This window comes from Rathayibacter iranicus NCPPB 2253 = VKM Ac-1602 (assembly GCF_003149025.1).
GTDB classification, from domain to species: domain Bacteria; phylum Actinomycetota; class Actinomycetes; order Actinomycetales; family Microbacteriaceae; genus Rathayibacter; species Rathayibacter iranicus.
In genome coordinates this window covers 1-23,430 of the sequence record NZ_QGDV01000016.1, presented here as the reverse complement: position 1 = coordinate 23,430, position 23,430 = coordinate 1, and the positions used below count along the sequence as shown (strand labels likewise).

The following is a 23,430-nucleotide window of genomic DNA, read 5'->3' as shown; positions in this document are numbered from 1 at the left end:
ATGGTTCAGACTCCTGCCTCAAGGCTCGCGTTCGGGATGGTCACGGCGGACCGGGCGCGCAGGCCAAGGGAGAACGCCCTGGGGGTCTGGGCCCGGAACATGAGGCTCGCGGATACACGGATCCCGAAAGTCCGCCGAATCCTCGCGAGAACTTGGATGGCCTGCATCGAATCACCGCCCGCCTCGAAGAAGTTCGAATCGGCGGTGAGACTGCTGTCGCGCAAGACTTCCCGCCAGATCGCTAGAACCTTACCGATGTCGTTCACCCCGTCGGCACCTCCAGGAACCTGCACGTCTCCGGCTCGGCCCGTCGGGATGTCAGGTTCAGCATCGTCTCGACCGTCGGGTGACGGGATAATAGAGGTCTCGCTGCGCTCTCCATCGGAACGAACGGAGAGGCCCTCCCACTGCGTGGGGCAACCTGCAATCACGGCGGCCACGAAGCTCACCCAATTGTCGACGCTCTCCATGCTCGTCGGCAGAACGACTGCTATTCTCTGCGTCCGAAAAGACGAATCATGGAGCAGATGATCGACCCGGTCGATGAGTTCCTCTCCGCTCAGAGTCTCGCCCTCGGGCTGGGCGAGAACTGCCCCAGCAACCGACGGCGGGTCCGAGGGGCCTTCGCCTTCCACGCTCCACTCGTTGAGTGGGACGCGCGTCACCGTTGAGTCGCCCCTCGTCCCGAGTCGGTCGTCGAGGACGATCGACACTCGTCCCGTCCATGGCCGGAGGTGCACGACAGCTCCGATGCGTACGGCTGCCAGGAACGCGGTGAAGAGGTCTGGACCCGGTGTGACGTCTATCGCGATCCTGTCGCCGGCAGAGACGCCGTACTGTCCGAGGCGAGCAGCCAGGGCGAGGGAGCGCCTGACCACCATCTTGGGAGGGAGGCCCCCGAGCGGACTCCGCGTCCGATCCAGCGCAAGGGAGTCGTCGTGGCTGTTCGACGCCATGCGATCTTTAATAGCCTCAAACGTCGACCGTCTCTCGACGATGGCCTCACGGTCTTTTGTTCCCTGATCTGTGTCGGCGTAAGTTACGGAGACGAGGAAGTCAAGGAACTCATTCTGAAGCCGCTGCACGTCTTTCTCGCTGAACAGGCTCTCGTTGTAGTCCCACGCCAGCCGGTATCGGTCGCTGGAACGCGTCACGTTCAAGCCGAGATCAAATCTGACCGCAGTGGTATCGCTCTCGACATGTCCGACATGAAGATGATCAAAGGCTGGCGTGGCCACCTCGTCCCAGCCGAAGACTGTCGTCACCGCCGACGGGCGCCCCCACGGTCCCTGACGCGGAATCGCTTTCAAGATATCGCCATAGGGTGCCTGCTCGTGCTCGAAACCGTCCAACAGCGTCGAACGTACATCAGCAAGTACCGCGGAGAAGTCCTCGTGGCGCGCGGTGCGCAGTCGAATAGGCAGGGTGTTGGCACAGTACGCCACAAGGCTGGGATCTGCGGCCCGATGCGATCGCCTGGACACAGGCACACCGACGATGACGTCATCATTCCCGCTGGTGCGACCGAGGAATGCCATGAATGCTGCCAGCAGCACCATGAATGGCGTAGCTCGCGATTCTGAGCCACGAAGCCGGACGGCATCCAGAATATGAGAAGGGAAGTCGAAATACCGGCGCCCGCCCGCAGGGTCGACCAGCCCGTCTTCCCGGCGAGGGACCTCAAGACGGAAGGGCTCGGGAAGGTCCGACAGCTGGGAACGCCAGTACTCAAGGTCGTCGTGAGATGCCGGCCGACTTCCGGCACCGTTGAGATAGTCGCCCAGGGCGCGAGGCTCAGGCAGGATAGGACGCCCGACCGCCCCTCCGCGGAAATAGTTATAGAGCGCGCCGAGTTCTCTGAGAAGCACGTTCTCGGCCGTGCCGTCAACTGCCACGTGGTGGGTCGTCATGACCAGAAGATGTGTGTCGCTGGCGATCTTCAGGAGGCTGGCTCTGATGAGCGGACCCTGTGCCAGATCGAACGTCTCCGTCGACTCCGCCCGCAGGAAGCGGGTGACCTCCCCGTCGATGTCAGAGCTACCGGTCAGGTCGTGCACAACGAGCGTGATGTCCCGCGGATTCGCGATGCGCACCTTAGTGCCGTCGTCACTATAGGCCCCCCGCAGAGATTCGTGACGGTTGGCCAGTTCCCGAACAGCCGATCTTAGCGCCGGAACGTGAACCTGCCCGATGAGCTGAAGCACCCGGCGGAGGTTGTATGCGTTGGATGCCTCGTCACTGAGCTGTGACGCCGCCCACACAAGGCGTTGATTCGCTGTCGTCGGGAGATCTACTTCGCTTCGGCGCATGCCGAGCGGAGGCGCACACGGCCCGGCCATGATGCCTGAGCCGCGGGATGGGATAGCGTCCGCGTAATTTCGTGGCTCGGCTTCTGACATGCGGCGGAGCCGTTCATTCAACTCGCCGAGCCGTTCGTAGCCCTCGCGCACAGCTTCCCTAGGCGCACCGAAGTCAACGAAACACGCGATCTCATCGACGCCGGCAGCGCCAAGACGGAGAACAAGCGGCACGACCGTCTCAACGGTGCCGACGAGGGCCTTGGTGTCCAGAAGTGAGTCAGCCGCACGTGTTACGAGATAGTCGCGGTCGCTGCCGTTCAGGCTCGTGACGTCGGCCCGTCGCGCCTCGTTTGACATCCGGCCTGTGAGATCAAGCGCCGAGCGCAGATATTCCGTCAAGGGTCCCCTCGCTGCGGCCCTGATCTCAGAGGAATCCTGGCCGAGCAGGGTATGCACCAAGACCGTGATGCGGCCTGCCGCAGGATCCAGTCCAGCGTCGCACCTGGCACTCCGGTAGAGAGCGATGTTATCAGCGAGCTGGTCTATGTCCTGGCGCACGAGGTTTGTCAGGACGCCTGCACCGGAGCGTCCCGCCGCGGTGAAAGTTTGGGGGTTACTGAGCGCGGTCATCCACACAGGAAGCTCTTGTCTGAGCGGCCGTGGATATGTGCGCAGGGAGAATTCCGCCGACCCGTTCGAGAAGCTCATCTCCTCGCCCCTCCACAGCCGCCGCACCGTATCCATGTGCTGTGTGACGGTCCGGTGTCGGTCCTCGAACCCGCCGGGGGCGAATACGAAGTCACGGTCGTTCCACCCGGATGCGAACGAGAGCCCGACCCTTCCGCCGGACATCGCGTCGACCATCGCCCACTCCTCAGCGATGCGCGCGGGATGGTGGAGCGGCGCAGCGACACTGCCCGCCCTCAGTTGCAGACGGCTCGTCCGCTGGGCCACGGCCGCAGCGAGCACCGCTGGGTTGGGGGAGAATCCGCCGAAGCCGTGGAAGTGGCGCTCAGGCAGCCATAGCGCCTCCAATCCAGCAGTATCGGCGTACTCCGCCCCCTCCATCAGGAGTTCCAGGTGCTCATCCGGGCGGAGATGCTCACTGTCACCGAAGTACGACAGGCTCAGTGACGGGATGCCTGAACTGAAGCGATGCGCCGTCGGACTGCTTTGGCCGGTTCTTTCGGTCACCGTGACCGTCGCACCAGGGGATTGCGCCGTCGATCGACGCCCGCCACCGAGATCCGCTTGACCGTTCCAGCACCCCGCCTGCTTCATCTCACTCGCTACGTCGGTAGCCGCGCGGACGATGGCATCGATGTCATCATCGGTATGGGCCGTTGAGATGAAGGATGCCCCCGTCTCGGCGACGTAAACGCCGTGGAGGGACAGGTTCACCCTAAAAACGTCGGCTTCCACCGATTGGTTCACAAAACTGAAGTTGTTGCGCTCGACGAAACGGAAGAACGATCCGAAATTCGGTACCCGGATGGGCACCTTAAGTTCTTCGAACGATGCATTGAGTCGGCTGACCATGGCATCGGCTCGGCGATTGAGGTTCTCCTGCAACGCGGGGCCCGCATCTCTCAGATGACGCAGTACGGCTGACGCTGCGGATAGCGCAAGCGGATGGTTGGCATAGGTCCCTGCCGTGTAGGTCATCTTCTCGGTGTCCGAGATGCTGGGACTGCCGATCCAGTTTCCGCCGTCGACGAGGTCCATGTACTGGCGACGACCGCTCACGGCAGCTATCGGCAGTCCGGCAGCAAGGCACTTCCCGTAGGCAACGATGTCAGCGCGGATGCCAAAGACTTCTTGACAGCCGCCGGGCGCGGCCCGGAACCCCGTCAAGATCTCGTCGAAGACGAGCGCGATTCCTGTCTGCGAGGTCAGTTCGCGCAGCTGCTTCAGAAATTCGACGGGGTGCTGTCCCGGACTCGCGTTCTGGACAGGTTCGATGACGACCGCTGCGATCTCGTCTCTCAACGCGTCAATGACGTCCAAGGATCGCTGTCGGCCAATCGGGAGAACCAAGCTGTCCTGGACCTGCGAAGGGGTTACTCCGGCAGCCATAGGCAATGCGGAGAAGTTGGGGTCACCCAGGTCGGGCGTGACTAACGTGCCGTCGAAGTGCCCGTGATAGGCGTGGTTGAAGAAGACCACCTTTGATTTTCCCGTCGCCGCCCGCGCGATGCGGATCGCGGTCATCATGGCCTCGGTGCCGGAAACGCAGAAGAGGCTGCGGTCCATGCCGGTGAAACCGGACAGGAGCTGAGCCACTTCGCCAGCACGCTGGCTCGCACTACCAAGCTGGATCCCCGTCGACAGCTGACTGTCCAGCGCAGCGACGACCGGTGCCGGGCTGTGGCCCAGCAAGTGCGCCCCGAATCCCATGGAGAGATCGACATACTCGTTCCCGTCGGCATCCCACAGCTTCGAACCTGCGGAGCGCACACCGCAGAGTGGGTAGCGCAGCTGTGCTGCATAGCGGTTGGACGGGGCGACGAAACGTCGATTGTTGACGAGATGCGCCTGATTCCGCTCGGCGTATTCGCGGGACGCTCCGGTCTTCAGCTGGTAACGCCTCACGACGTCGTCGAAGTACGATTCGAGGTCGCTCCGCCGCACCGAGACGGGGGGCAGGGTCGGCTGTCGGTCGTCGAGAACCGTGCGGGCGGCGGGTCCACCACTCTTCGGCGCCGGCGGCCGCGGGGCGTCATCAGACTCCGGCGCCGCGGCTTGCGGGGTAGCCGGTCGCTCCGGGACGGCCTGGGCGCCACGGATGACAGCATCGGCCAGGTCCGCGAGCGTGTGCAGCTCTTCGAACAGTTGGCGGACTTCGATCCTCACTGCATACTGTCTGGCAATGCGTTCGAGCAGACCCGCGTACACCATGGAATCGGCGCCCAGTTCGAACATAGGCTGCTTAGACGCGATCTCGTCTGCCTCCATATCGAGCAGATCCGCGAGCTGCCGACGCAAGTAGCCAGTTACCTCATCCAATGGAGTTGCCTTTCGAATCGATATCTCTGCTGTTCCCGAATCGCCATCATCGGCTGCTGGGAGGGTCATAAGATGCGGCGTCCGCCGCATCGGGTGTTTGGGGAGCGGTGCGGTACGGGCACCGTGCAATACGCCGTTCCAGGTGACGCGATAGCCGCGGACGTAGAGTCCGGCCAGCTGATTGAGCACCGTGGATGGTGCAACATCGCGCGGATGGCAGTAGGCGAGGCAAGAGTCGCCCAGAAGGACTGAACGCCACCCGCCGATCTGGATGACGAGACATTCTTCCCCTGCCTGGTATGACCGGACAGCGTCGCAGGCTGACGCATCATCGTTCGACGGAGGAAGCAGGATCATCTCCGGGCCATGTTCCGGATGCGGGCCCTGGGGCGCTGGGCCCACGCCCAGGGCCCAGGCAAGACCTGCTGCCAACGGATAGCGCCCCGTAAGCACCGCCAACACCGGCTGGTCACGTTCCGACAGAACACAGACACTCGGGTTGAGCCCCCAGCTGCTCCACATGCGCGCGAACGCAAATTGCATTGTGAAACGACGTATCGTGACGGCATGCTTGGAGTCGACGGCGATATCGATCATTCGTACTGCCTCATCGACTAGGTGCACGCCTTCGGAAAATGCTGGAATGTGGGCGCTCAGCTCCGCCACGAACTCGTCGAACAGCAGTGACGGCCCATCCGGCAGCACGAGCATCACCGGCCTAGTCGTGTTTCTTACGGGGACATTCCCGGCATGGAATCCCGTCGTTTCCCACGAGGTCGGCTCGTCAGGACGTTCCCTGACGAAGTCGGTGAGCTGGATCTCCATGTCCGCGCGGTTGTCGGCAACGATCGCCAAGCGATGGCGGAACTGTGAGCGGCCGCTTCCGGCGCTCACGCTGAAATCCTGGAGCGGGATCGACGCAGTGCGGATCTCCTCGGTATAGGCCTCGGCGAGATCACGCAGTGCTTCGTCGTCTTTGGCTGACACGAGGAGCAACGTCGGTCCATCGTCGGGAGAGGGGTCTTCGCGTGCGACTCGGTCGACGTTCGACACCACGATGTGACAGTTGGTGCCGCTAAGCCCGAAAGCGCTGACGCCGACGAGCCGGATCGGACCAATGCCGTCCCAGGCGGTGAGTCGGTCTTGAACGAGCAGTGTGCTCCTGTCCCACACGACCCGAGGATTGGGAAGCTTTTGATGAAGGGTTGCCGGTATCTGGCCTCGGTCGGCAATGAGAAGCGCCTTGACGAGCGACAGTATCCCTGAGGCCGCTTCAAGATGTCCAAAGTTCGTCTTCACAGAGCCCACTCGCAGTGGACGCCGCCGATTCTCGACATGTCCGTAGACAGATGCCAGGGCTTCCAGCTCGATCGGGTCTCCGAGGACCGTACCCGTGCCGTGGGCCTCGACATATCCCACTTCGTGCGCACCTACTCCTGCGTTGGCGAGCGCAGAACGAATGACCATTCGTTGCGCAGACCCGTTAGGTGCTGCCTGTCCGCTGCTCGGCCCATCCTGGTTGACAGCGCTGCCCTTGATGACACCGACAATAGGATCCCCGTCGCGACGCGCATCCTCGTAGCGCTTGAGCACGATCGTGATCGCCCCCTCGCCGAGAACGAATCCGTCCGCTTCAGCGTCGAATGCCCGACAGCGGCCAGAAGGGGACAACGCTCCAGAGAGACGTCGCGCTTCGATGCTCCCGGGGGCGCGTACGAGGTTCACTCCCGAAGCGAGGGCGACATCGCACTCTCGCGCTCTGAGGCTCTGGATCGCCAAGTGGACAGCGACGAGCGACGATGAGCATGTGGTGTCGACGCACATCGCCGGCCCGTGCACACGCAGAAAGTAGGACAGCCGACCGGCTGCCATCGCACGGTTGGCGCCGGTCAAGGTGTAGGCATCCCAGAGGTCGGCACGCGCTGGTCCGGCAGAGAGTTCGCCGTAGTCGGATCCGCCAATTCCGACGAAGACACCGGTAGGGGTTCCTGCCAGCGAGTCGGCGGCAATATTGGCGTTCTCAAGCGCCTCCCAACCTGTTTGCAGAAGAAGGCGGTGTTGCGGATCAATATTGCTAGCTTCCCGTGGAGATATTCCAAAGAACTTGGCATCGAATCCAATGACCTCATCCAAGAACGCTCCGGACACTGCTACCGCGGTCGTCCCGAGCCCAGTCCGCTCCGCCAACGCAGACCATGGCGCGGAGGGGAGGTCTCTGACTGCATCGAATTCCCCGGCAAGCGCATCCCAGAGCTGAGCGAGATCGGAGATCCCTGCCGGTAGGCGCAACCCGACTCCCACGACAGCAATAGGATCCCGGCTCGGCACGATCGTGTCCTCATCGCCGTACTTGTTGTGTGCAGGATTACTCATCCGCTACACCCCGATCCTGGTATCCCAGCGCTTGTGCTCTGAACATATCGCCATACCGACCACCCTCTAGGGAGAGCAGCTCTCGATGAGTTCCTATTTCGGCAATGCTTCCCTCGTGCAGCACAACGATGACGTCAGCCTCTTTCGCCGTCGAGAGACGATGCGATGAGAAAAGCGTGACCGCACCGGTCCTATTCGCGCTATGGCGGGCAGCGGCAACGTAGCCGCGAAGGAGCTCATCCTCCGCCAGGGGGTCGATTGCCGCTGCAGGCTCGTCCAATACCATAAGAAGCGGCTCCCGGCGCATTCTGGCCCGGGCCAGGGCCAGTCGCTGCCACTGGCCACCGGAGAGCTCAACGCCATCATCGAAAGACCTGCCAAGGCGTGTTCTCAGACCAGCAGGTAGCCGTTCAATGAAGTCGAGAGCAGTACCCTCCCGCGCGGCGGCGGTGAGCGCCGTCACGTCGTTCGAACGGGAAAGATCGCTTAACGCGATATCCTGCCCGACCTCGAACTCGTAACGTCCGAAATCCTGGAAGCATGCGGTGACGCGAGAGCGCCAGAGATCAGGGCGCTGCTCCGTTAATGATTGCCCATCGATCAATATGTGCCCACCTGTCGGCTGGTACAGACCTGCCAGCAGTTTGATCAAGGTCGATTTTCCTGCCCCATTGTCGCCAATCAGTGCGACGACCGACCCCGCAGGAAAATGCGCATTGACAGCGTGTAGCGCGTGTCGGTCGCTCTCAGGGTAGCTAAAAGTTAGGCCGGCCAGGTCGATTCCGGATCGAAGCAACTTCGGTGGCTCGTTTGTCCCGGCCCACCGGGTGTTTTCTTGTCGCTGGACTTCCAAGAGTTCCAGTAGACGGGCTGACACGTCTCGCGCTTGATGCAGGAATCGGAGGAACCGGATCGTCGAGGAGATCTGCAGATTGAGGCTGGTGATCAATGTCAGGGTGAGCAGGATGTCCCCGAAAGATGTCGAGCCGGCCAGATGATCTCGAACGACAACAAGCAGCACGAAGACGAAACCCGCGGCGAAGATCAGACCTGAACCGATGTTCAAGGCGGCACCCTTCGCGACGGCGCTGGTGATGTCAGAGTCCACGCGTTGCTGGATGTCATTCTGTCGGTCTCGGACCGTGTCCGCCAGACCGAAGCTGCGGATCTCCTCAAGAGCAGACGGATCTGTCGCGGTGGCGTAAAGGTGTTCGGAAAGCCTTGACGAGGCTGCGGTGGCCTGTTGCGCATCGGCGCGCTTTCGTTGTGCATAGCTGGCGAAGTAGACGGACGGTATCGCGATCAGAGGCGCCAGAAGAAGGAGCGGGTTGATGAAAGCAAGCAAGACGGCGGTCGCTCCGCCCCGGATGACAGTCCCCAGCACCAGCGATAGGGCATCGGCGCCCATCGCCAGGTAGACCCGATTCTGCTGGAGAATCGAGATGCGGTCGAGGAGCGCGGGGTCGTCGAGCATCTCCAGCCCGGTGAACCCGCCTACCACGCTCATCAGGCGATCATCGGCCGTTGAGCTAGATGCTTCGACCATTCGCTGCGACATCGCCATGGACAGCGGAGTGGTCCCGGCCACGACAGCGGCGATCACCGCCAGCGTGATGAGAGAGGTGAAGGCACGGCCCAGATCGCCGACAACAGCAGCGTCCACCACTGCGGCGCTCAGAGCGAGCGAGATGACCGCGGCCGCTGGACGCAGCCCGAAAGAGATCAAAGAGATCAGAGTTGCCGTGCGGTCAGCCTCGAAGGATAGTCTCACCGCCGCGCGGAGCGGTCCTCGCGTGCCGTTAGTTATCATGAGCCTGCCCATCGTCGATGTATCGTTCAGCCTGGGTACGAAACATCTGCGCGTATAGGCCGTCTCTCTCCATCAGCGTCTTGTGCTTCCCCTGCTCGGTCACCTGCCCGTTCTCCAGCACCACGATGTGTTTTGCCTGGCGGACGCCGGCGAATCGGTGCGAGACAAGCAGCAGTGTGTCGTCAGAGGCCGCATTCATGAGGTTGGCGTTGATCTCGGCCTCTCCCCCTACATCAAGCGCTGACGTCGGCTCGTCCATGATGAGCAGGCGCGCACCACTCGCTTGCGCATACAGCGCCCGAGCCAAGGCCACCCGTTGCCACTGCCCACCGGACAGATCGGTACCGCCGAACCCCCGGCTCAGCGGCGTCTCCCAGCCTTGGGGCAGGTGAGCCACGATGTCCGCGAGGCCGCTGGCGAGCGACACGGCGGAAAGGACTGCTTCGTCGGCTGCCGCGCCCGGAGCACCCCACAGCACGTTCTCCCTGATTGACAAGCCCCATCGGATCCAGGTCTGGGAGAGAATGGCGCACTGTCGTTGCCACTCGGAGCGGTCCATGTCTGCGACGTCGACGCCGTCGATGAGAATACGACCGCTGTCCGGCCGGTAGAAGCCAGCCATCAGCTTCACTACGGTGCTCTTTCCTGCACCGTTCACGCCGACTAAAGCTGTGGAGACCCCGGCTCCCATCTCGAATGACAGGCCACGAAGCACAGGGCACATCGATCCAGGATAGGTGAACCAGACATCCTCGAAAAGGATCGAAGGCGTCTTTCGGGGACGCTGTCGGTCTGAGGCCTGCGAGGGTTCGTTGGCCTTGCCTGCCCGGGGAGCACCGGTTTTCAACGACGCCTCGAGTTGACGCACAGCCCAGATCTTCGCTCCTCCCGTCGAGACACTGACCATCTCTGAGCTCAGGCTCAGCGCGGTTCCCAGCCCGACAACCACCACGAGAAGTGACGTGAAGGTGTCCTCGGACAGCAGCCCCGCCCTGAAGTCCGAGTAGAGCATCAGCAGGAGAGATGCTTGCACCACGAACACAAGAACACCACTGATCACGCTCACGCTACGTACTCCCGATCGCGCCGATCGATCCTCCTTGATGCCCCGCAGCCATTCGATGTTACGTGTGGCTCGAAGCCAGTCTGTCAGCCCGAAAATCCTCACATCTTTCGCCGCGGCCGGAGTGGCGACCAACGCCTGCAGATAGCGGGACCGGACGCCGGACGAAGGATCACCTTCAGAAGATTTGAGACCGATTTGATATACCCTCGACCCGAGAGACATTGCGACGACGTATGCGGCTGCCGCAAGCGGCGCAACCCACCACCGGTAGGGAATGAAGAGCAGAAGTCCCGCCAATGCACCCCATCGAACCACCGTGATGTTCACGAGCCCAGTAAGAGCGTCGACGATTTTTGCCGACCCCAGTCCCCCGTTGATGCCACCGAGCAGGTTCCGAATATCGGCGGCTTCGATCCCAGCCATAGTCTCAGGTGCCGCCAACGAATCGAGTACTCGGATTCGCAGAGCGCGGTCGACCTTGCGCCCCAGAATTTCAGCCGTGCCTAGCAGCAGTGGAGTCAACGCCTGCTGTAAGAAGAAGAAGAATCCGATGGTGAGGATCGTCAAAAACAGACCACGACCAATCCCTAACGCCGTTCCTTCAGAGTTTGCAAGTAGTCCGATCAGTTTTCCACTGAATACTGCCAGGGAAAGAGGGAGCAGAGCCGCAATGCCCATCAACAGCGCCAGGACAGCCGTCGGCCAGGGAGCGATTTTTGCAGCCTGGAGGATGAGCAGCATCCCAGGGGAACGAGGTTCCCTTAATTCGCGCACTTTTTCTTTTCCGTTTAGGATCGTCACAGCTCTCCTTCGTGGGTGTGCGCAAAGCATTGGATGATCTCGTCAACAGTGGACGAGTCGTCACGGCGAAGGATGTCCAGTGCGGCGTCCCAGCCGTGGAGGACCTGCCGGAGCGCCCCGACGGAGTTCGACGACGGGGGAACGACCAGTTCGACGCGCAATCGCTGCGCAATCCTGATGCGATAGTAAAAGTACGGCCAGGGTTTATGCGACGCATGCACGATCGTGAACTTCTCGTGGTGGTGCATATGCCGCGGGGCCTCTGCAGCATCGGCCTCAGCACCGTTCTCTTCGAGAACGTTGACCCAGTGGTCGAGCAGATGCCCCATCTCCTCGACACCAGCGCGCGCACACACCGCATCGACGTCGTAGACGCCCGCCATAATCGCGCCGAAGAGCGATTCCTGCACCCGGCACGCCATCTTCGCAAAAGGTTCGGCGTCAAGGCGATCGACGCTGATAGGAACCACTTGGTTCTGCGATGCGACAAGGTGCTGCAGATCTTCGTCGACACGCCCCGCGCTCATGATTGTCGCGGATAGCAATGAGGGTTCAGCTCGGCTGGAAATCGAGGGCCAGGAGACCATGGCCAGACTGGTGAGAACCGTCGACGGGAACACACTCCATCTCCGCGCAATGTGCGCGAGTTCCGCGCGGCCAAGATCCAGCGTCATCCCGATCACGGTGCGTGGCCCGGCCTCGGTCAACCCCGCCGACGGAAACCGGCGAGGATCATCGAATATCGGTTCCCAATGGTCGTTGAACATCGCGCGATGGGACTGCCATCCGTCGCCGCGCTGGCGTCGTGCGAGGTCTGCTGGGGTCATCGACGTTCTTCCGAGATCCCGGTCGGGTTCGCTCACGAGTCCGATCAGCTCGCGTTCGAGAATGGAGAGTGCCCACGCGTCGGCGAGAATGTGGTGGAGTGACAGCGCGACTGCCACCGCCGCACCCCCGCTGGTGATCACCGCGGCACGCCATCCTGGTTCCCGCTCGATGTCATAGGTCTCGGCTTCGAGAGTTGCGGCTACGGCCCGTCGAGCGGGAGGCGTGTCTTCGGGAAGCTCGACGGCTCGCAATGGCACTGTGCCCTCGGCCGCTATCATCTGGCGCAGCCCGCTGCTTTCCGTGAGTTCGAACGTCGTCCGGAGTGATGCGTGGCGAACGACGAGCTGGCGAACAGCCTGCTCGACGCGATCGAGAGTAGCCGAAATTGGCAGGTCCACCACGCGACTCACGTTCGCGGGTTCGGTCCGGATCTTTCCTCTCAATGATCGAACGACGGAAAGCTGGCCAAAGGTCATTGGAGCGCGATCAGGCGCTGTCACCGGATCATCCAGCGGTCCGTCTGGCGTGGGGACAGCGGCCAGTACTCCAGACTCTGCCACCGCTGTGAGGTCTCCCAGCGCGTTGAGATCGATCTTTCCGGTGTACCCAATTGGCAGCTCGCTGACCACCACAATCCTCGTCGGAACGGCTATCGCGGGTAGTGACCGCCTCGCGAACCGCCTTATCTCCTCGCCGTCGGGCGTCGCTGCCGAATTCGACGTCAGGTACGCCGTCCAATGATTGTCCGCGTCGATACCTACCCATGCTTGGTCAACATCCCGATGCTCCATGAGTACGGACTCGATCTCGTTCGGATCGACTTGTTGCCCTCTGACCTTGATCTGCCGGTCGGTCCGACCAAGGAAGATCAAACTGCCGTCTGGTCGTATCCATGCCCGGTCGCCGGTACGGAAGGCTCGGCGGTCGTTCCGAGCCGTGAACCGCCTTGCGGAGAGTTCGGGCTCGTTCTGATAGCCAGACGCCACGGCCGCCGAAGTAAACACCAGCTCGCCTGTGATTTGTGCGGGTCTACCGTGTGAATCCACGAGCTCGACCGTCACCCCTGGCGCGGCGGAGCCAATCGGGATGTCGCGGTCATCAAGGGGCTCGTCAGGAACGATGACATGTTGGACGCCCACGGTGCACTCGCTTGGGCCAAGACCGTTAATGACATATGCGGCCGGCAGCGCGAGCCGGACCCGCTCTACATCAGCAGTCAGAACTCTTTCGCCGCCAAAGACGACCGCGCGAACCTTCGCCAACGCGGTCCACGGCTGGTTCACTCCGTCCAGCACATGCCGAAGAAGAGTCGGAGTACCGTGGAGGACGTCTGGCGGACGCTCCTCCAACAGCTCACGTAGGGAGTCGGCGGGTTGCATCGGATCAACGACGTGCAATGTCGCCCCGGAGAGCAACCCCCCATACAGGTCCATGACGGCTGCGTCAAAAGAAAAAGCTGCCAGGAGAGGCACAACCTCTCCTGCGACAAGACCGATGCTGTCGCGGTAATTCCGTGCGTGTTGCATGATCGCGGGAACTGACTGCGCCACGCCCTTGGGGTTTCCGGTCGAACCCGAGGTGAAGAGCACGTAGGCAGCGGGCTCCGCGACCGCCGAAGAAGGTGGCGGAACTAGGTCCGCCACACGCGACGTCAGTGCCATGAGCCTCCTCGTTGGAGAGAGCACGCGCGCTCGCTCTGCGAGATCGACACCATACATGACCGCCTCCGGCTGACACCGATCCAGGATCCGGCGTAGCCGACCGTCGGGCATGCGCGGGTCAAGCGGTATATACGACATGCCGGCGGCGAGGCATGCGAGCATCCCCACGACCGGTTCGATTCCATGTTCGGCCATGATCGCAAGCTGCGCACCAGCAGGAGCGGTGCGTCGGATCTCTTCGGCTAGGCCTCCCACCCGCGCAGCGAGTTCTCGATACGTGAGAGACAGTCCCTCAGAAGCCAGCGCCACCGTATCGGGAAAAGCCCTGACGACATCGAGAAGCCGACGAATGATGCAGGCCCCCCACTCCGGCTCCGCACGCGCGTGGCTCGCACCGGGTACAGCCGCGCTCGACCGCGGCGACGTGACTACCGGGAGCTCAATTGCGGCGACTGCGACATCCTTGCTCGCCAAAAGCTGCACATGGACAGCCAGACGTTCTCGCACCGGTCGAGAGAACGAGTTGGAGTCGAGCCAGAGCACGGCCATGCCACCGTGGAGCTGCACGACCAGTACATGGGCATCCCCCGCCAGCGCATGGTTGTCCGTCACGCACGCCGACGACGAGATCGAGTGGTCGAAACGAGGCTCCTGGGGCTGTCGCCGCGGTCGCTCTGACATATCGAGTGTGACGGTCAGCGGGTGCTCGCCGCCAGCCGTTTCGAGATCCACGGCCGCGGTGTCACTGCCAGAGTGGACGCACATCAGCACGCCGATGATGCTCGCCCACTCGCGAGGTTCGATGTTGGAGGCGGAGACGGTGGCAACCCGAACTAGATTCGCTCTTTGACCGCTCAATGCGACATCGGCTGGAATCTGACTGTTCGCAAGTGCATAGCTCAATATTATTGCTCCTCGTTGGCTATCTGCTTTGCTTGAGAGACCCTGTGCATAGTTGCGTCGACAACACCCGGTCAGGTCACCGCCTCGTGGACAACGGTGATGCGACATCGGTCAGCGGCTGATCGGGCCAGCGCGATCGCCTCAGCAGTCGACTCTGCTTCGCAGAACACATATCCGGCATAGGCCAGAGAACCGAATGGACCGGATGCGGAATCGCCTACGCAAAGCTCCATGTGCACGTCGATCACACCCGGCAGAGCACGGAGATCTCGCTCATCAGTCATTGAGACAATCACACCTGTTGGCGCTGGAATCGTGATCCACGCAACCGATCCGTCCTTCTCTTCAACCGTGACCTCTAAGTCGGCTCCCAGCGCAAGATCAGCGGAGAGCCGAGTGACGCCAATTCCGTATTGATGATCCATGATCGCGGGGACCTGTGCGCCTCCCGGGCGCGCGCCAATCTCGCCGAGAAGCCATCGTCCGTCGCTAGTACGAAATACTTCCGCGTGGGCGAAGCCGTCCCTCAACCCAAGCGCGAACGCACTGACGCGCGAGATCTCGCGCACTTGCTCGGCGTCTTCCGACGCCAAGGGAATATGTGCAGATCCGACTGTCACCCCCGCATTCTTAAGCAACGGGGTTGGATACACGAAGGGGAGGCAATATATCTCCTCACCACCCCGCACCATCAATTCGCAGTGGAACTCGGCGGCTATATCAACGAACTCCTCCACGAGGAACCCGCGGGGCGCATCGACGAGGGGACCCAGACCATCGGTGGCCGTCAGTGCCGGATGTTGAACTCCGATCGATGGAGACGCGGAGAAGACACCCTCCTCGTCGACACGAGCGAAGTGTTGATAGTCCTTAATGACAAAGGTGTTGATTGCGCTGAATCCCACTCGAGGCTTAACAATGACCGGCCAACCGAGCTCTTCGGCCACATCGGGGACAGCAGCAGGCGAGGTCACGACACGCCAATCGGCAACAGGAACCCGATATGCGCGAAGACGTTCCTTCATTATCGCCTTATCCGTGAAGGCAATCGCATCTTCGAAGGTCAGCCCACCCAATCCAAGACACGCACGGAGGAAGGCTGCCGCTCGGATACAGCGCTCGTCCTCAGTGACGATACCGATAACTCCTCGCGCTTCAAGGACACTGACAAGGTCGGCGAGAGCTGTGTAATCGTCCCACCGATCAATCGGGATGGCATCAAAGCCCTGTCTCATTCTAGCAGTGACGACGGCACGGGGTACGAGCACTATGACGTGGGCCCCTTTGCCCACCAGCTCCTCCTCCAATGAAGATCGCAACGTAGAAAGCACCAAAATCGCCCTGTCCGTCACGCTGTCCGCACCCCACCTATCGTGATGACAGTTTTTTCCTCAATCGTTTCGAATCGCTGCGCGACACCTCGAGAATCGTCCGCGAACACGACGGCGAAACCTAGCCTGGCCATGAACATCTCCGGCGGAAGAGCCATCTGCGCCCCATAGGATTGGAGCCACACGCATCTTTCAACCCAGTCCTCCCCCACCCATTCTTCAACGGAGTGTCCGGTGAATTCGCCCGCTGTGGGCGGGTAAAAGAAGTAGACACCTGCAGCCCCCGAAGACACAGGGTCAAGCTTTGGCTCTTCACCAACTGCACAGTTGGCCGCAGCCAGCGACAAGTCGACACCTGTCGCCAGCTTGACGAGGTGCGGGATGAGGTCGCCCCCCAAGCGGGCATTGATCTCTATGATCTTGGGACCGCCCTCTCCCGCCTTCAACTCGACATGCGAGACTCCGTCGGTAATGCCGACAGCCTGGATCGCTTCAACCGCAACAGCGGCGAGGCGACTGCCCCACTCTCGGTCGAGATCACGGGCGAAAACGATATGCCCAAGTTCCTCAAAATATGGCGGGAACCCAACTCGTTTAATCGTCACAGCGATCGGTGTCGTATTCCCGCGAAATGTGACACACTCGACGCTGTATTCCTCACCCTCGAGGAACTCCTCCACCAGGACTCCACAAGTATTCTCACGGACGGACGCCATTGTTGCCTTGTCGGCCATGTCCCACGCTTCGACCAATTCGTCTTTAGTTTCAACGCGCCGGACGCCAATGCTGCCAGCCAGCGAACGGGGCTTCACAACGACGGGGAACCCGAACACCTCGGCAGCGGCGACGGCCTCCCCAAGTGAGGACGTAAGGCGCGACTGCGCGGACGGCGTACCCGACTTGGCGAACGCCATCCGGCTCTGCCATTTATCGCGGCACACTGCAATAACCTCAGGACTCGTGCCCGGTAGACCAAGATATCTCGCAAGCTGGCCAACGAGCTCCACCCGGCGCTCATCCCATGTCAGGACACCATCGATTGGCATGGTAACCCGAAGCTTGTCCACAGCGATGATCGCATCCGCTAGGGCAAAATCAGTGACGATATTAGCAAGAATGAATGGCCACTGCCATGTAACTGGCGTGTCCTCAAGGAGGATAATGTCGAATTCTTTGGCGATAGCTTCGAGCGAGTAGCGTCGGTATGCCTCCGCAGCTCCGCTGCCCACAAGGATAATCCGCTTACGCTCCCCCATTACTTCGACCCCCGCGGCGCGGACAGGTCGGCTTGAATGAGAGTTGACGATCGCCAGTTGTTACGCCGGAGATTAGAGGTCGAGATCCCTACGACCTGCAGGTGGTGCGCAGCATGTTCAAAAGAACGAATCAGCATGGAACTCTAGCCTCCGTATCTTTGGAATATTTTTTCTAAAATCTGCTACCGCCAACAAGGGATTATCATGCTTCAAGGTCCGAGAGGACCATCCGCGGCTCGCCGAATATTCACCACATCATCAGCAGCACATCCAGCCGATGCACTCGATGCCAACAAGTTTGAGACCGAACCCGCAGAAGTCCTACGATACGTAAACCTACATCATCGCGCGGTCCTCCAAGTTGCTCTTCGCAGTTGGGTGTGTAGCCAGGGGCCGGTCAAAGTTGTCCGTATATGGTCTGACCGGGGGTTTCTGGGTGTGACACGCAGGCGATAGGCTAGCGAACCGAGCCCCGTCAGAGTCGTTGGTGGGTGACGTGACCAGGGATTTTCGGGTGTGACGCGCCGGTGCTGGGGTAGCGGGGCAGGCGTGGTGTTCGCGGTGAGGATGGAAGTTCTTTGACGCTCACCATCCGCGAGAGACACCACACCTCCCATGCCATCTCTGCTTACGCTTCCCACGCCCGTCGAATCAGGACCGGTCGGCTTGACACCCCGGCGTCTGCTGGATCTGCTCTCCACGGTCCCTGATCCGCGTCGGCGTCGCGGGATCCGGTATCGGGTGGACGCGATCCTCGCGGTCGGGATCGCGGCCGTTCTGGCCGGGTCGCGGTCGTTCGTGGCGATCGGCGAATGGGCGGCCGACGCATCGACGGACATCCTCATTGGCTTGGGCGTCACGGCCGGACGGCGCCCATCAGAGGCCACGATCCGTCGCGCGATCCGGCGCATTGATGCGGACATCCTCGATCAGGTGATCGGCGCCTACTTGTGGCTACGCACCGGCATCATCGGTGGGCGACGGGGGATCGCCGTCGATGGGAAAACGGTCCGCGGTGCCCGCTCCCGCACCTCGCCCGCGCCGCACCTGGTCGCCGCGCTGGATCACGATTCAGAGACGGTGCTCGGGCAGGTTCAGACGCCCGCGGAAAGCAAGGAGATCCCGGTGCTGCGCGAGTTGCTGGACCGCTTCACCCTGGAGGGTGTTGTCGTCACCGCGGACGCGATGCACACCCAACGCGATGCCGCAGCACACATCGTCACGGCCGGCGGAGACTACCTGTTGACGGTGAAAGAAGAACCAGCCCTGGCTGCACCGTGTGTGCAAGAACCTACCGTGGGCGCAGCTGCCCGGCCCGTCCGAGGTCAACACCAACCACGGCATCCGGGTGCGCCGCACCATCAAGGTCCTGCAAGCGCCGCCCGAACTGGAATTCCCGCTGTTATGCCACGCGCATCAGCATCTCATCGGTCAAGCGTTTTGGATAGGCCTTCTTGAGGGTTATGCAAAATTCGGCTAGGACTTCACAAACGCCCCGGTCAGAGGCTTGTTCGCTGAGCGTGCGAGGGAATTCTGCATAAGCCTCCTTGTACCATGAGGCTTATGCAAAACTCGCTTGAGCGTCACAAAACCCCAGGTCAAAGGCACCTTCGTTAAGCGCGTGATTCCGTTTTGCATAAGCCTCCATCAACTCTTCTTCGCTCTCGCTATCCGCGCGGCGATGTGCTATCACCCAATTCGTGAGAGTCTGTAGGACGATTCTGAGATCCCGGGCAACATCGGCGACAGGTCGCGACTTATCAATTACTTCGCGTACGACCTCGGCGCGGAACTCCGGGGAGTACTTCCCACGGGAACTGGACATCCCGATAATCCTTTCAGTCAACGCGGTAATCCTACTAATTCCGCGGTGGTCGGGAAAGAATGGAGCACCTCAGGCCCGAGAGGGCATGGGCGCGACGCCTCCTATCTCGATTGCGCCAAAAATCACCTTCCTCCCCTACCTGAGGGGGATCACGAACACGTTGTGCTCCTCGCCGTAGCCGAACTCGGTGAAGTACTGGCGGAAGGCGTCGCCGTCGTCGAGCCGGTCCGAGTACTCGGACATGTCGTAACGGACGTCGGCGCCAGGCAGGTCCTTGTCCTGGGTAAAGTCGGCGAGGACCCCATCCTCACCGATGACAGCAAGGACCTGCGGCCCGTCGTCGTCGTCCCATGCTTGCGCGAGGAGGACCTGCGTGCCGCCTGGGTATGCCGCCTGGTACATCAGCGTCACCATCTCTCGCGTCGCGAGGCCTGCCTGAACCCTCGCCGCGAATGCAGCCTGCTGCGCTGCCTTCACGCGCTCCTTGGCAGCCGCGATGCGCTCCGCCGGTGTGATGGGCGGTGCGATCGCCTCGTGCCGGAGCGAGATGCGTCCGCTGTCGAACTCCCTGGCAGCCGCGGTGAGCCATCCGTACGCGGGATCCGCCGGGTAAGACTTCGTCGCCGGGTCGTAGTCGAGCGTGGGAACGCGCTGCGGGATCGAGTAGAGCATGTCGGCAACCTCGTCCGGCGCTGCGCCGAGTTCCTTCCCGTCCGCGTCGAAGACGTCTTCGGGGAAGTAGCCTTCGTCGGATTCCAGGAACGGGGTGATCCGGAGGTGGTCGGCGGTCGGGTACTCGGCCAGGATCGACGCGGCGATCGCGCGGGCGGCGACGCGCGTCTCGTGCTCGTGAGCGTTGCCGGTAGCGGCCTGTGCTGCCTGCAGGGTGGCGAGCAGGTTCGACTCCGGGTCTGACTGCGGCTTGGTAGCGAACCGGCCGGCGTTGGTGGCGTGGCCTCGGGGGTGGTCGGATTCGGAGAAGGAACTCATACCGCGGATGTAGGCGGCGGTGCGCGTCAACCGGGCAGGAACGCTGCCGCCCGGACGACGTCCGCCGGCGTCAGTCCGGCGCTTTCTTCAGTCCCGAACGCCAGGCCAGGGAATCCGGCCAGGGTGTCGTCGTCGAGGTACCCGTCAGTGCGGGCGCGCGGGACCTCCTCGTCGTCCGCCCACACCCACCGGGTACCGAGTTCGGCGACGCGGTTCTCGAGCGCGTCACGTTTCCAGTCGGGGTTGCAGTAGCCGCGGAGTTTCTTGGGCTTCTTCGCGAGGACGTACCCGCCTGCGAGACGGCCGCTGAAGGCCTGCTCGACGACCGCCCGAACGTTCGGGCCCCAGGTGGTCAACCAACCGAACTCAACGGCGCCGGATGCGACCAGGGCGTGCAGAGAGTCAACGACGTCCTCCCGGAAGGTGATGACGAACTTCCGACCGTCGGCGGTGCGCACGAGCGTCTCCGTCGTCGCCGCGACGGTCCCGTCCGCGATTGCCGCGCTCAGCCCCGGCGTCGCCGCAACAGAGCTGCGCAGCCCAAGACGGGAGTGCTTACGGGAGCGGACATTGTCGATGTGACCGGCCACGGTCAGAGCGTCAAGGAGCGGGGCGGCAGCCGGGGTGAAGTGCAGGCGGCGAAGTTCGCGCCCGTCGGTCGAGACGATGACGGTCGTGCTGGCCGTGTAGGGCCCGAAAAGGTTCAGGACGACGTCGAGGTCGAGCACGAGCAACGGACGCCCGAAGGGAGCGGGCGGCGCCGCCAGGATGGCATCGGTCATGGTTCCTCATCTGCGCGGCGCCCGTCGAGCGTCAGCGGCATCGGCATCGGATGTCGTCCTCGATCTGTTTCAGCGCCGGGCCGACGTGGATGTTGTACCAGTGCTCGACGTCCGCGGCGTCGATCATAGCGAGCCGGTCGAGCATGTCGGGATCGTCCTGAGTACCGGTCTACGAGCACGTTCAGCACGCCCGGCATCGCTCCGCCCTACCCAGCCTGGTAGGTGGCCGTCTGGATCGCCTGGCGAGCGCGATGGCAGGCCTGGGGGCGCTGACGAATGCACGGGTGGGACCGGCGAGGTTCGTCTCCGGGCTGGTGTTGTCCTTACTCTGCGAAGGCGCCCGGGTTCGACGGGTGGCCGCGGGTGCTGATACTCGTCGAATCCGGTCATGCGTTCTTCACCTCGCCCGGGGTGGTCGCGGTCGTGTCCTCCCAGGTGCCGGTGCGTTTCACCTGGACGCGGATGGTGTCGCTCGGGCGGGAGTCGCGGGCGATCAACTTCCTGAGCATGTCGACCGGCTCGTCTCCGGACCCGGCAGACATCCACAGCCACGGTTTCCCGTTCCGGTAGGTCTGGGTTTCCGCACTCGAGAGGCTGAGTGTGAGTTCGTCCACATCGACGTCCTCGGGGACGGAAACGGCGCGCAGCTGCATGCGGGTGCGGCCGGTGCTGGACGCGTCGAGGGTGCGCTGCTGTTCGAGGCGTTCCTCGACGGTGGCGTGCGCATCGACCGGGACTCCAACGGGTGTCCCATCGGACCAAACGAGTCGGTACTCCCTCTCGGACAGGACAGGCCGCGCGGGCGACGTGGTGAGGGACGTCTCAGGGGCGGACTGCGGCTTCTCGCTGAAACGGCCGGAGTGGGAGGCGTGGTTGCGCGGATGCAGCGACGGATTGAAGATGGTCATGCCGGTCATGTACGTGGCGGCGTCACGCTCGTGCTCATGATCGACTGACATCCACCGTGTCGCCGATCTTCGTCGCAGTCACCGGGCTCCCACGCTTCGAGAACACGGGTCGATGTGCCAGAGGCCCCTTTACCCGTCGGTGAACGTCGTCGTTTCGGTCCGGAACGTCGTTCCCGCGGGCTCCACCTCCTCATCCTGCCCCGACGACGAAGGACCGGTCTGGGGCAGGCCGCGACTGCTCTGCGAGGGAGCCTTCTTGGTCCGATTGCGGCTTCGTGGAGAAACGGCCGGGACGGGAGGCGTGGCCGCGCGGGCGCCGCTCATCGCCGATGCTCATACCCTCGATGCGCGCGGCTCAGGCGGCAGTCTCGAGCTCGACGTCTTCGATGAGCGGAAGCGTTGCCGTGGGGCCGGGAACGTCCTCCCACTCGTCGAAACGAATGAGGACGACGTCGAGGTCTCACCGGAGTGCTGGACGTTGTCGAGGACGCGCCGCAGGCTGGCGAGCACTAACACTCCGCCGCCCGGCAGCATCGCCACCGGAAGCGGCCCTCGATGGACACGGGCTTCCCACCCATTCAGGCTCTGGATCGCATCCACCACGTCGACGATAGGGACGGTCACCCGCCGCCGCTGCGACCGTGCACAGGCGTGCCGGGCGGTTGCGAAGATCGAGCGAGCTGGGACTTCGGAGCTGCCCTCTGGAACCCACGCGCGGGCCAAGGCGCCGTTGGTGAGGCCGACGCGGTACTCGATGGCCGGAGTGTTCGGGGTGGTCGTCATGCGTTCGTCTCAGCGCTTTGGGCGCGGGGAGCAGGCGAGGCGATGACGGGCGGGGCCGCGCTCCTACAGGCTGGTCTCGGGTTCGCCATGATCCCGGCTCGTGAACTGTCCCCCGGTGGCGGCAGGGCTGTCTAGAGGACGGCGCGCGGGCCCGGAGGTGCTTTCTGGTCTCGCTGTCACCGGAGCATCCCAGGCTTGCCGTATCGCCTCCGACGCCTGCCAGAAGATGCTCTCCCGGGAATCGGTCAAGGTCATGGACTCGTCGCCGAAGATGTCGAACGCGATGTCGACGACCTGCTGTGGGTCGTGGATCTCGAGGTGCCGGATGAGAGCGGTGATGTCGTCCGTGTCCTTACGGCGCCCGGCGGCGATCTTCATCGCCAGGAGCACGCGAGGAGATGCGACTCGGACCCGCATCTTGCCGATCTGGACCTCAGTGGCCTCGTGATCGCCATCGACGTCGAAAGCCATGAACGACCACGCACGTCGGTTCAGCCAGTCCGCTGGAAGACCCCGCTCGGCGGCAAGGTCTTCGGCGACGGCCCGAACTTCCTCCCATGGTTGGAACAGCCCATCGACGTCCGCCGTGACGCGTCGTGCGTCGAGCTGCACCGCCATGGCGAGCCCGCCAATGATGTACGCATCGACACCGACGCCTCGGGCGTCGAGCCGGTCCGCGACCTCCTCGAGCAGCGACAGGATCTCGTCCCGAGTGAGCAGACGCCCAGCGTCAGCGCTCATGCGGCCGTCCAGTCCTGCACGCGCGAGAGGATGTTCTTCCGCAGCAGGAGCGCCGGCGTCTGCGCT

At 62.6% G+C, this 23,430-nt stretch carries 12 protein-coding genes; 1 reads left to right on the top strand and 11 read right to left on the bottom strand.

Annotation, left to right across the window (positions count from 1 at the left end; all coding sequences use genetic code 11):
* Positions 1 to 5: 5 nt before the first annotated feature.
* The 6 genes from B0H03_RS13530 to B0H03_RS13505 form a co-directional block, all read right to left on the bottom strand.
* Positions 6 to 7,679, bottom strand: a complete 7,674-nt coding sequence (locus B0H03_RS13530; RefSeq protein WP_104354236.1) for a MupA/Atu3671 family FMN-dependent luciferase-like monooxygenase — start codon at positions 7,677 to 7,679, stop codon at positions 6 to 8.
* Positions 7,672 to 9,450 carry an ATP-binding cassette domain-containing protein gene (locus tag B0H03_RS13525; RefSeq protein WP_164860180.1) on the bottom strand — a complete coding sequence of 593 codons (1,779 nt, stop codon included), beginning with the start codon at positions 9,448 to 9,450 and terminating at the stop codon, positions 7,672 to 7,674. Before B0H03_RS13525 ends, B0H03_RS13530 begins: the two co-directional genes overlap by 8 nt.
* Before the next feature lie 28 nt (positions 9,451 to 9,478).
* Positions 9,479 to 11,356 (bottom strand): ABC transporter ATP-binding protein, encoded by a 1,878-nt coding sequence (locus B0H03_RS13520; RefSeq protein WP_160487373.1) that lies wholly within the window; start codon positions 11,354 to 11,356, stop codon positions 9,479 to 9,481.
* On the bottom strand, positions 11,353 to 14,748 hold the full coding sequence (locus B0H03_RS13515; protein WP_160487374.1) for an AMP-binding protein: 3,396 nt from the start codon (positions 14,746 to 14,748) through the stop codon (positions 11,353 to 11,355). Before B0H03_RS13515 ends, B0H03_RS13520 begins: the two co-directional genes overlap by 4 nt.
* A 71-nt stretch (positions 14,749 to 14,819) precedes the next feature.
* Positions 14,820 to 16,055 (bottom strand): ATP-grasp domain-containing protein, encoded by a 1,236-nt coding sequence (locus B0H03_RS13510; protein WP_127843893.1) that lies wholly within the window; start codon positions 16,053 to 16,055, stop codon positions 14,820 to 14,822.
* 41 nt (positions 16,056 to 16,096) lie between these two features.
* A complete protein-coding gene (locus B0H03_RS13505; RefSeq protein WP_104354232.1) occupies positions 16,097 to 17,335 on the bottom strand; it encodes an ATP-grasp domain-containing protein in 1,239 nt (412 codons plus the stop codon).
* Positions 17,336 to 17,950: 615 nt separating this feature from the next.
* Here B0H03_RS13505 and B0H03_RS13500 point away from each other — a divergent pair.
* Positions 17,951 to 18,793: an ISAs1 family transposase gene (locus tag B0H03_RS13500; protein WP_104354231.1), complete on the top strand. Its 843-nt coding sequence runs from the start codon at positions 17,951 to 17,953 to the stop codon at positions 18,791 to 18,793.
* A gap of 103 nt (positions 18,794 to 18,896) precedes the next feature.
* Here the strand turns inward: B0H03_RS13500 and B0H03_RS17520 are convergent, their stop codons facing one another.
* The 5 genes from B0H03_RS17520 to B0H03_RS13470 form a co-directional block, all read right to left on the bottom strand.
* Complete coding sequence (locus B0H03_RS17520; RefSeq protein ID WP_104354230.1) at positions 18,897 to 19,160, bottom strand: transposase; 264 nt, start codon at positions 19,158 to 19,160, stop codon at positions 18,897 to 18,899.
* A gap of 135 nt (positions 19,161 to 19,295) precedes the next feature.
* Complete coding sequence (locus B0H03_RS13490) at positions 19,296 to 20,180, bottom strand: hypothetical protein (protein WP_104354229.1); 885 nt, start codon at positions 20,178 to 20,180, stop codon at positions 19,296 to 19,298.
* The gene (locus B0H03_RS13485) at positions 20,177 to 20,932 is read right to left on the bottom strand and encodes a hypothetical protein (RefSeq protein WP_104354228.1); all 756 of its coding nucleotides are present in this window, start codon (positions 20,930 to 20,932) and stop codon (positions 20,177 to 20,179) included. Before B0H03_RS13485 ends, B0H03_RS13490 begins: the two co-directional genes overlap by 4 nt.
* A gap of 386 nt (positions 20,933 to 21,318) precedes the next feature.
* Complete coding sequence (locus B0H03_RS13480) at positions 21,319 to 21,891, bottom strand: hypothetical protein (RefSeq protein ID WP_104354227.1); 573 nt, start codon at positions 21,889 to 21,891, stop codon at positions 21,319 to 21,321.
* A 795-nt stretch (positions 21,892 to 22,686) separates the two neighbouring features.
* A partial coding sequence (locus B0H03_RS13470) for a DUF6036 family nucleotidyltransferase (RefSeq protein ID WP_109714901.1) occupies positions 22,687 to 23,430 on the bottom strand: 744 nt, incomplete at its 5' end.

What these genes read in the sequence shown, in the direction of transcription:
- B0H03_RS13530 (WP_104354236.1), bottom strand. Translation starts at nt 7,679, where the DNA reads ATGAGTAATCCTGCACACAACAAGTACGGCGATGAGGACACGATCGTG.
- B0H03_RS13505 (WP_104354232.1), bottom strand. Translation starts at nt 17,335, where the DNA reads ATGGGGGAGCGTAAGCGGATTATCCTTGTGGGCAGCGGAGCTGCGGAG.
- B0H03_RS13500 (WP_104354231.1), top strand. Translation starts at nt 17,951, where the DNA reads ATGCCATCTCTGCTTACGCTTCCCACGCCCGTCGAATCAGGACCGGTC.
- B0H03_RS17520 (WP_104354230.1), bottom strand. Translation starts at nt 19,160, where the DNA reads ATGTCCAGTTCCCGTGGGAAGTACTCCCCGGAGTTCCGCGCCGAGGTC.
- B0H03_RS13485 (WP_104354228.1), bottom strand. Translation starts at nt 20,932, where the DNA reads ATGACCGATGCCATCCTGGCGGCGCCGCCCGCTCCCTTCGGGCGTCCG.
- B0H03_RS13480 (WP_104354227.1), bottom strand. Translation starts at nt 21,891, where the DNA reads ATGTCAGTCGATCATGAGCACGAGCGTGACGCCGCCACGTACATGACC.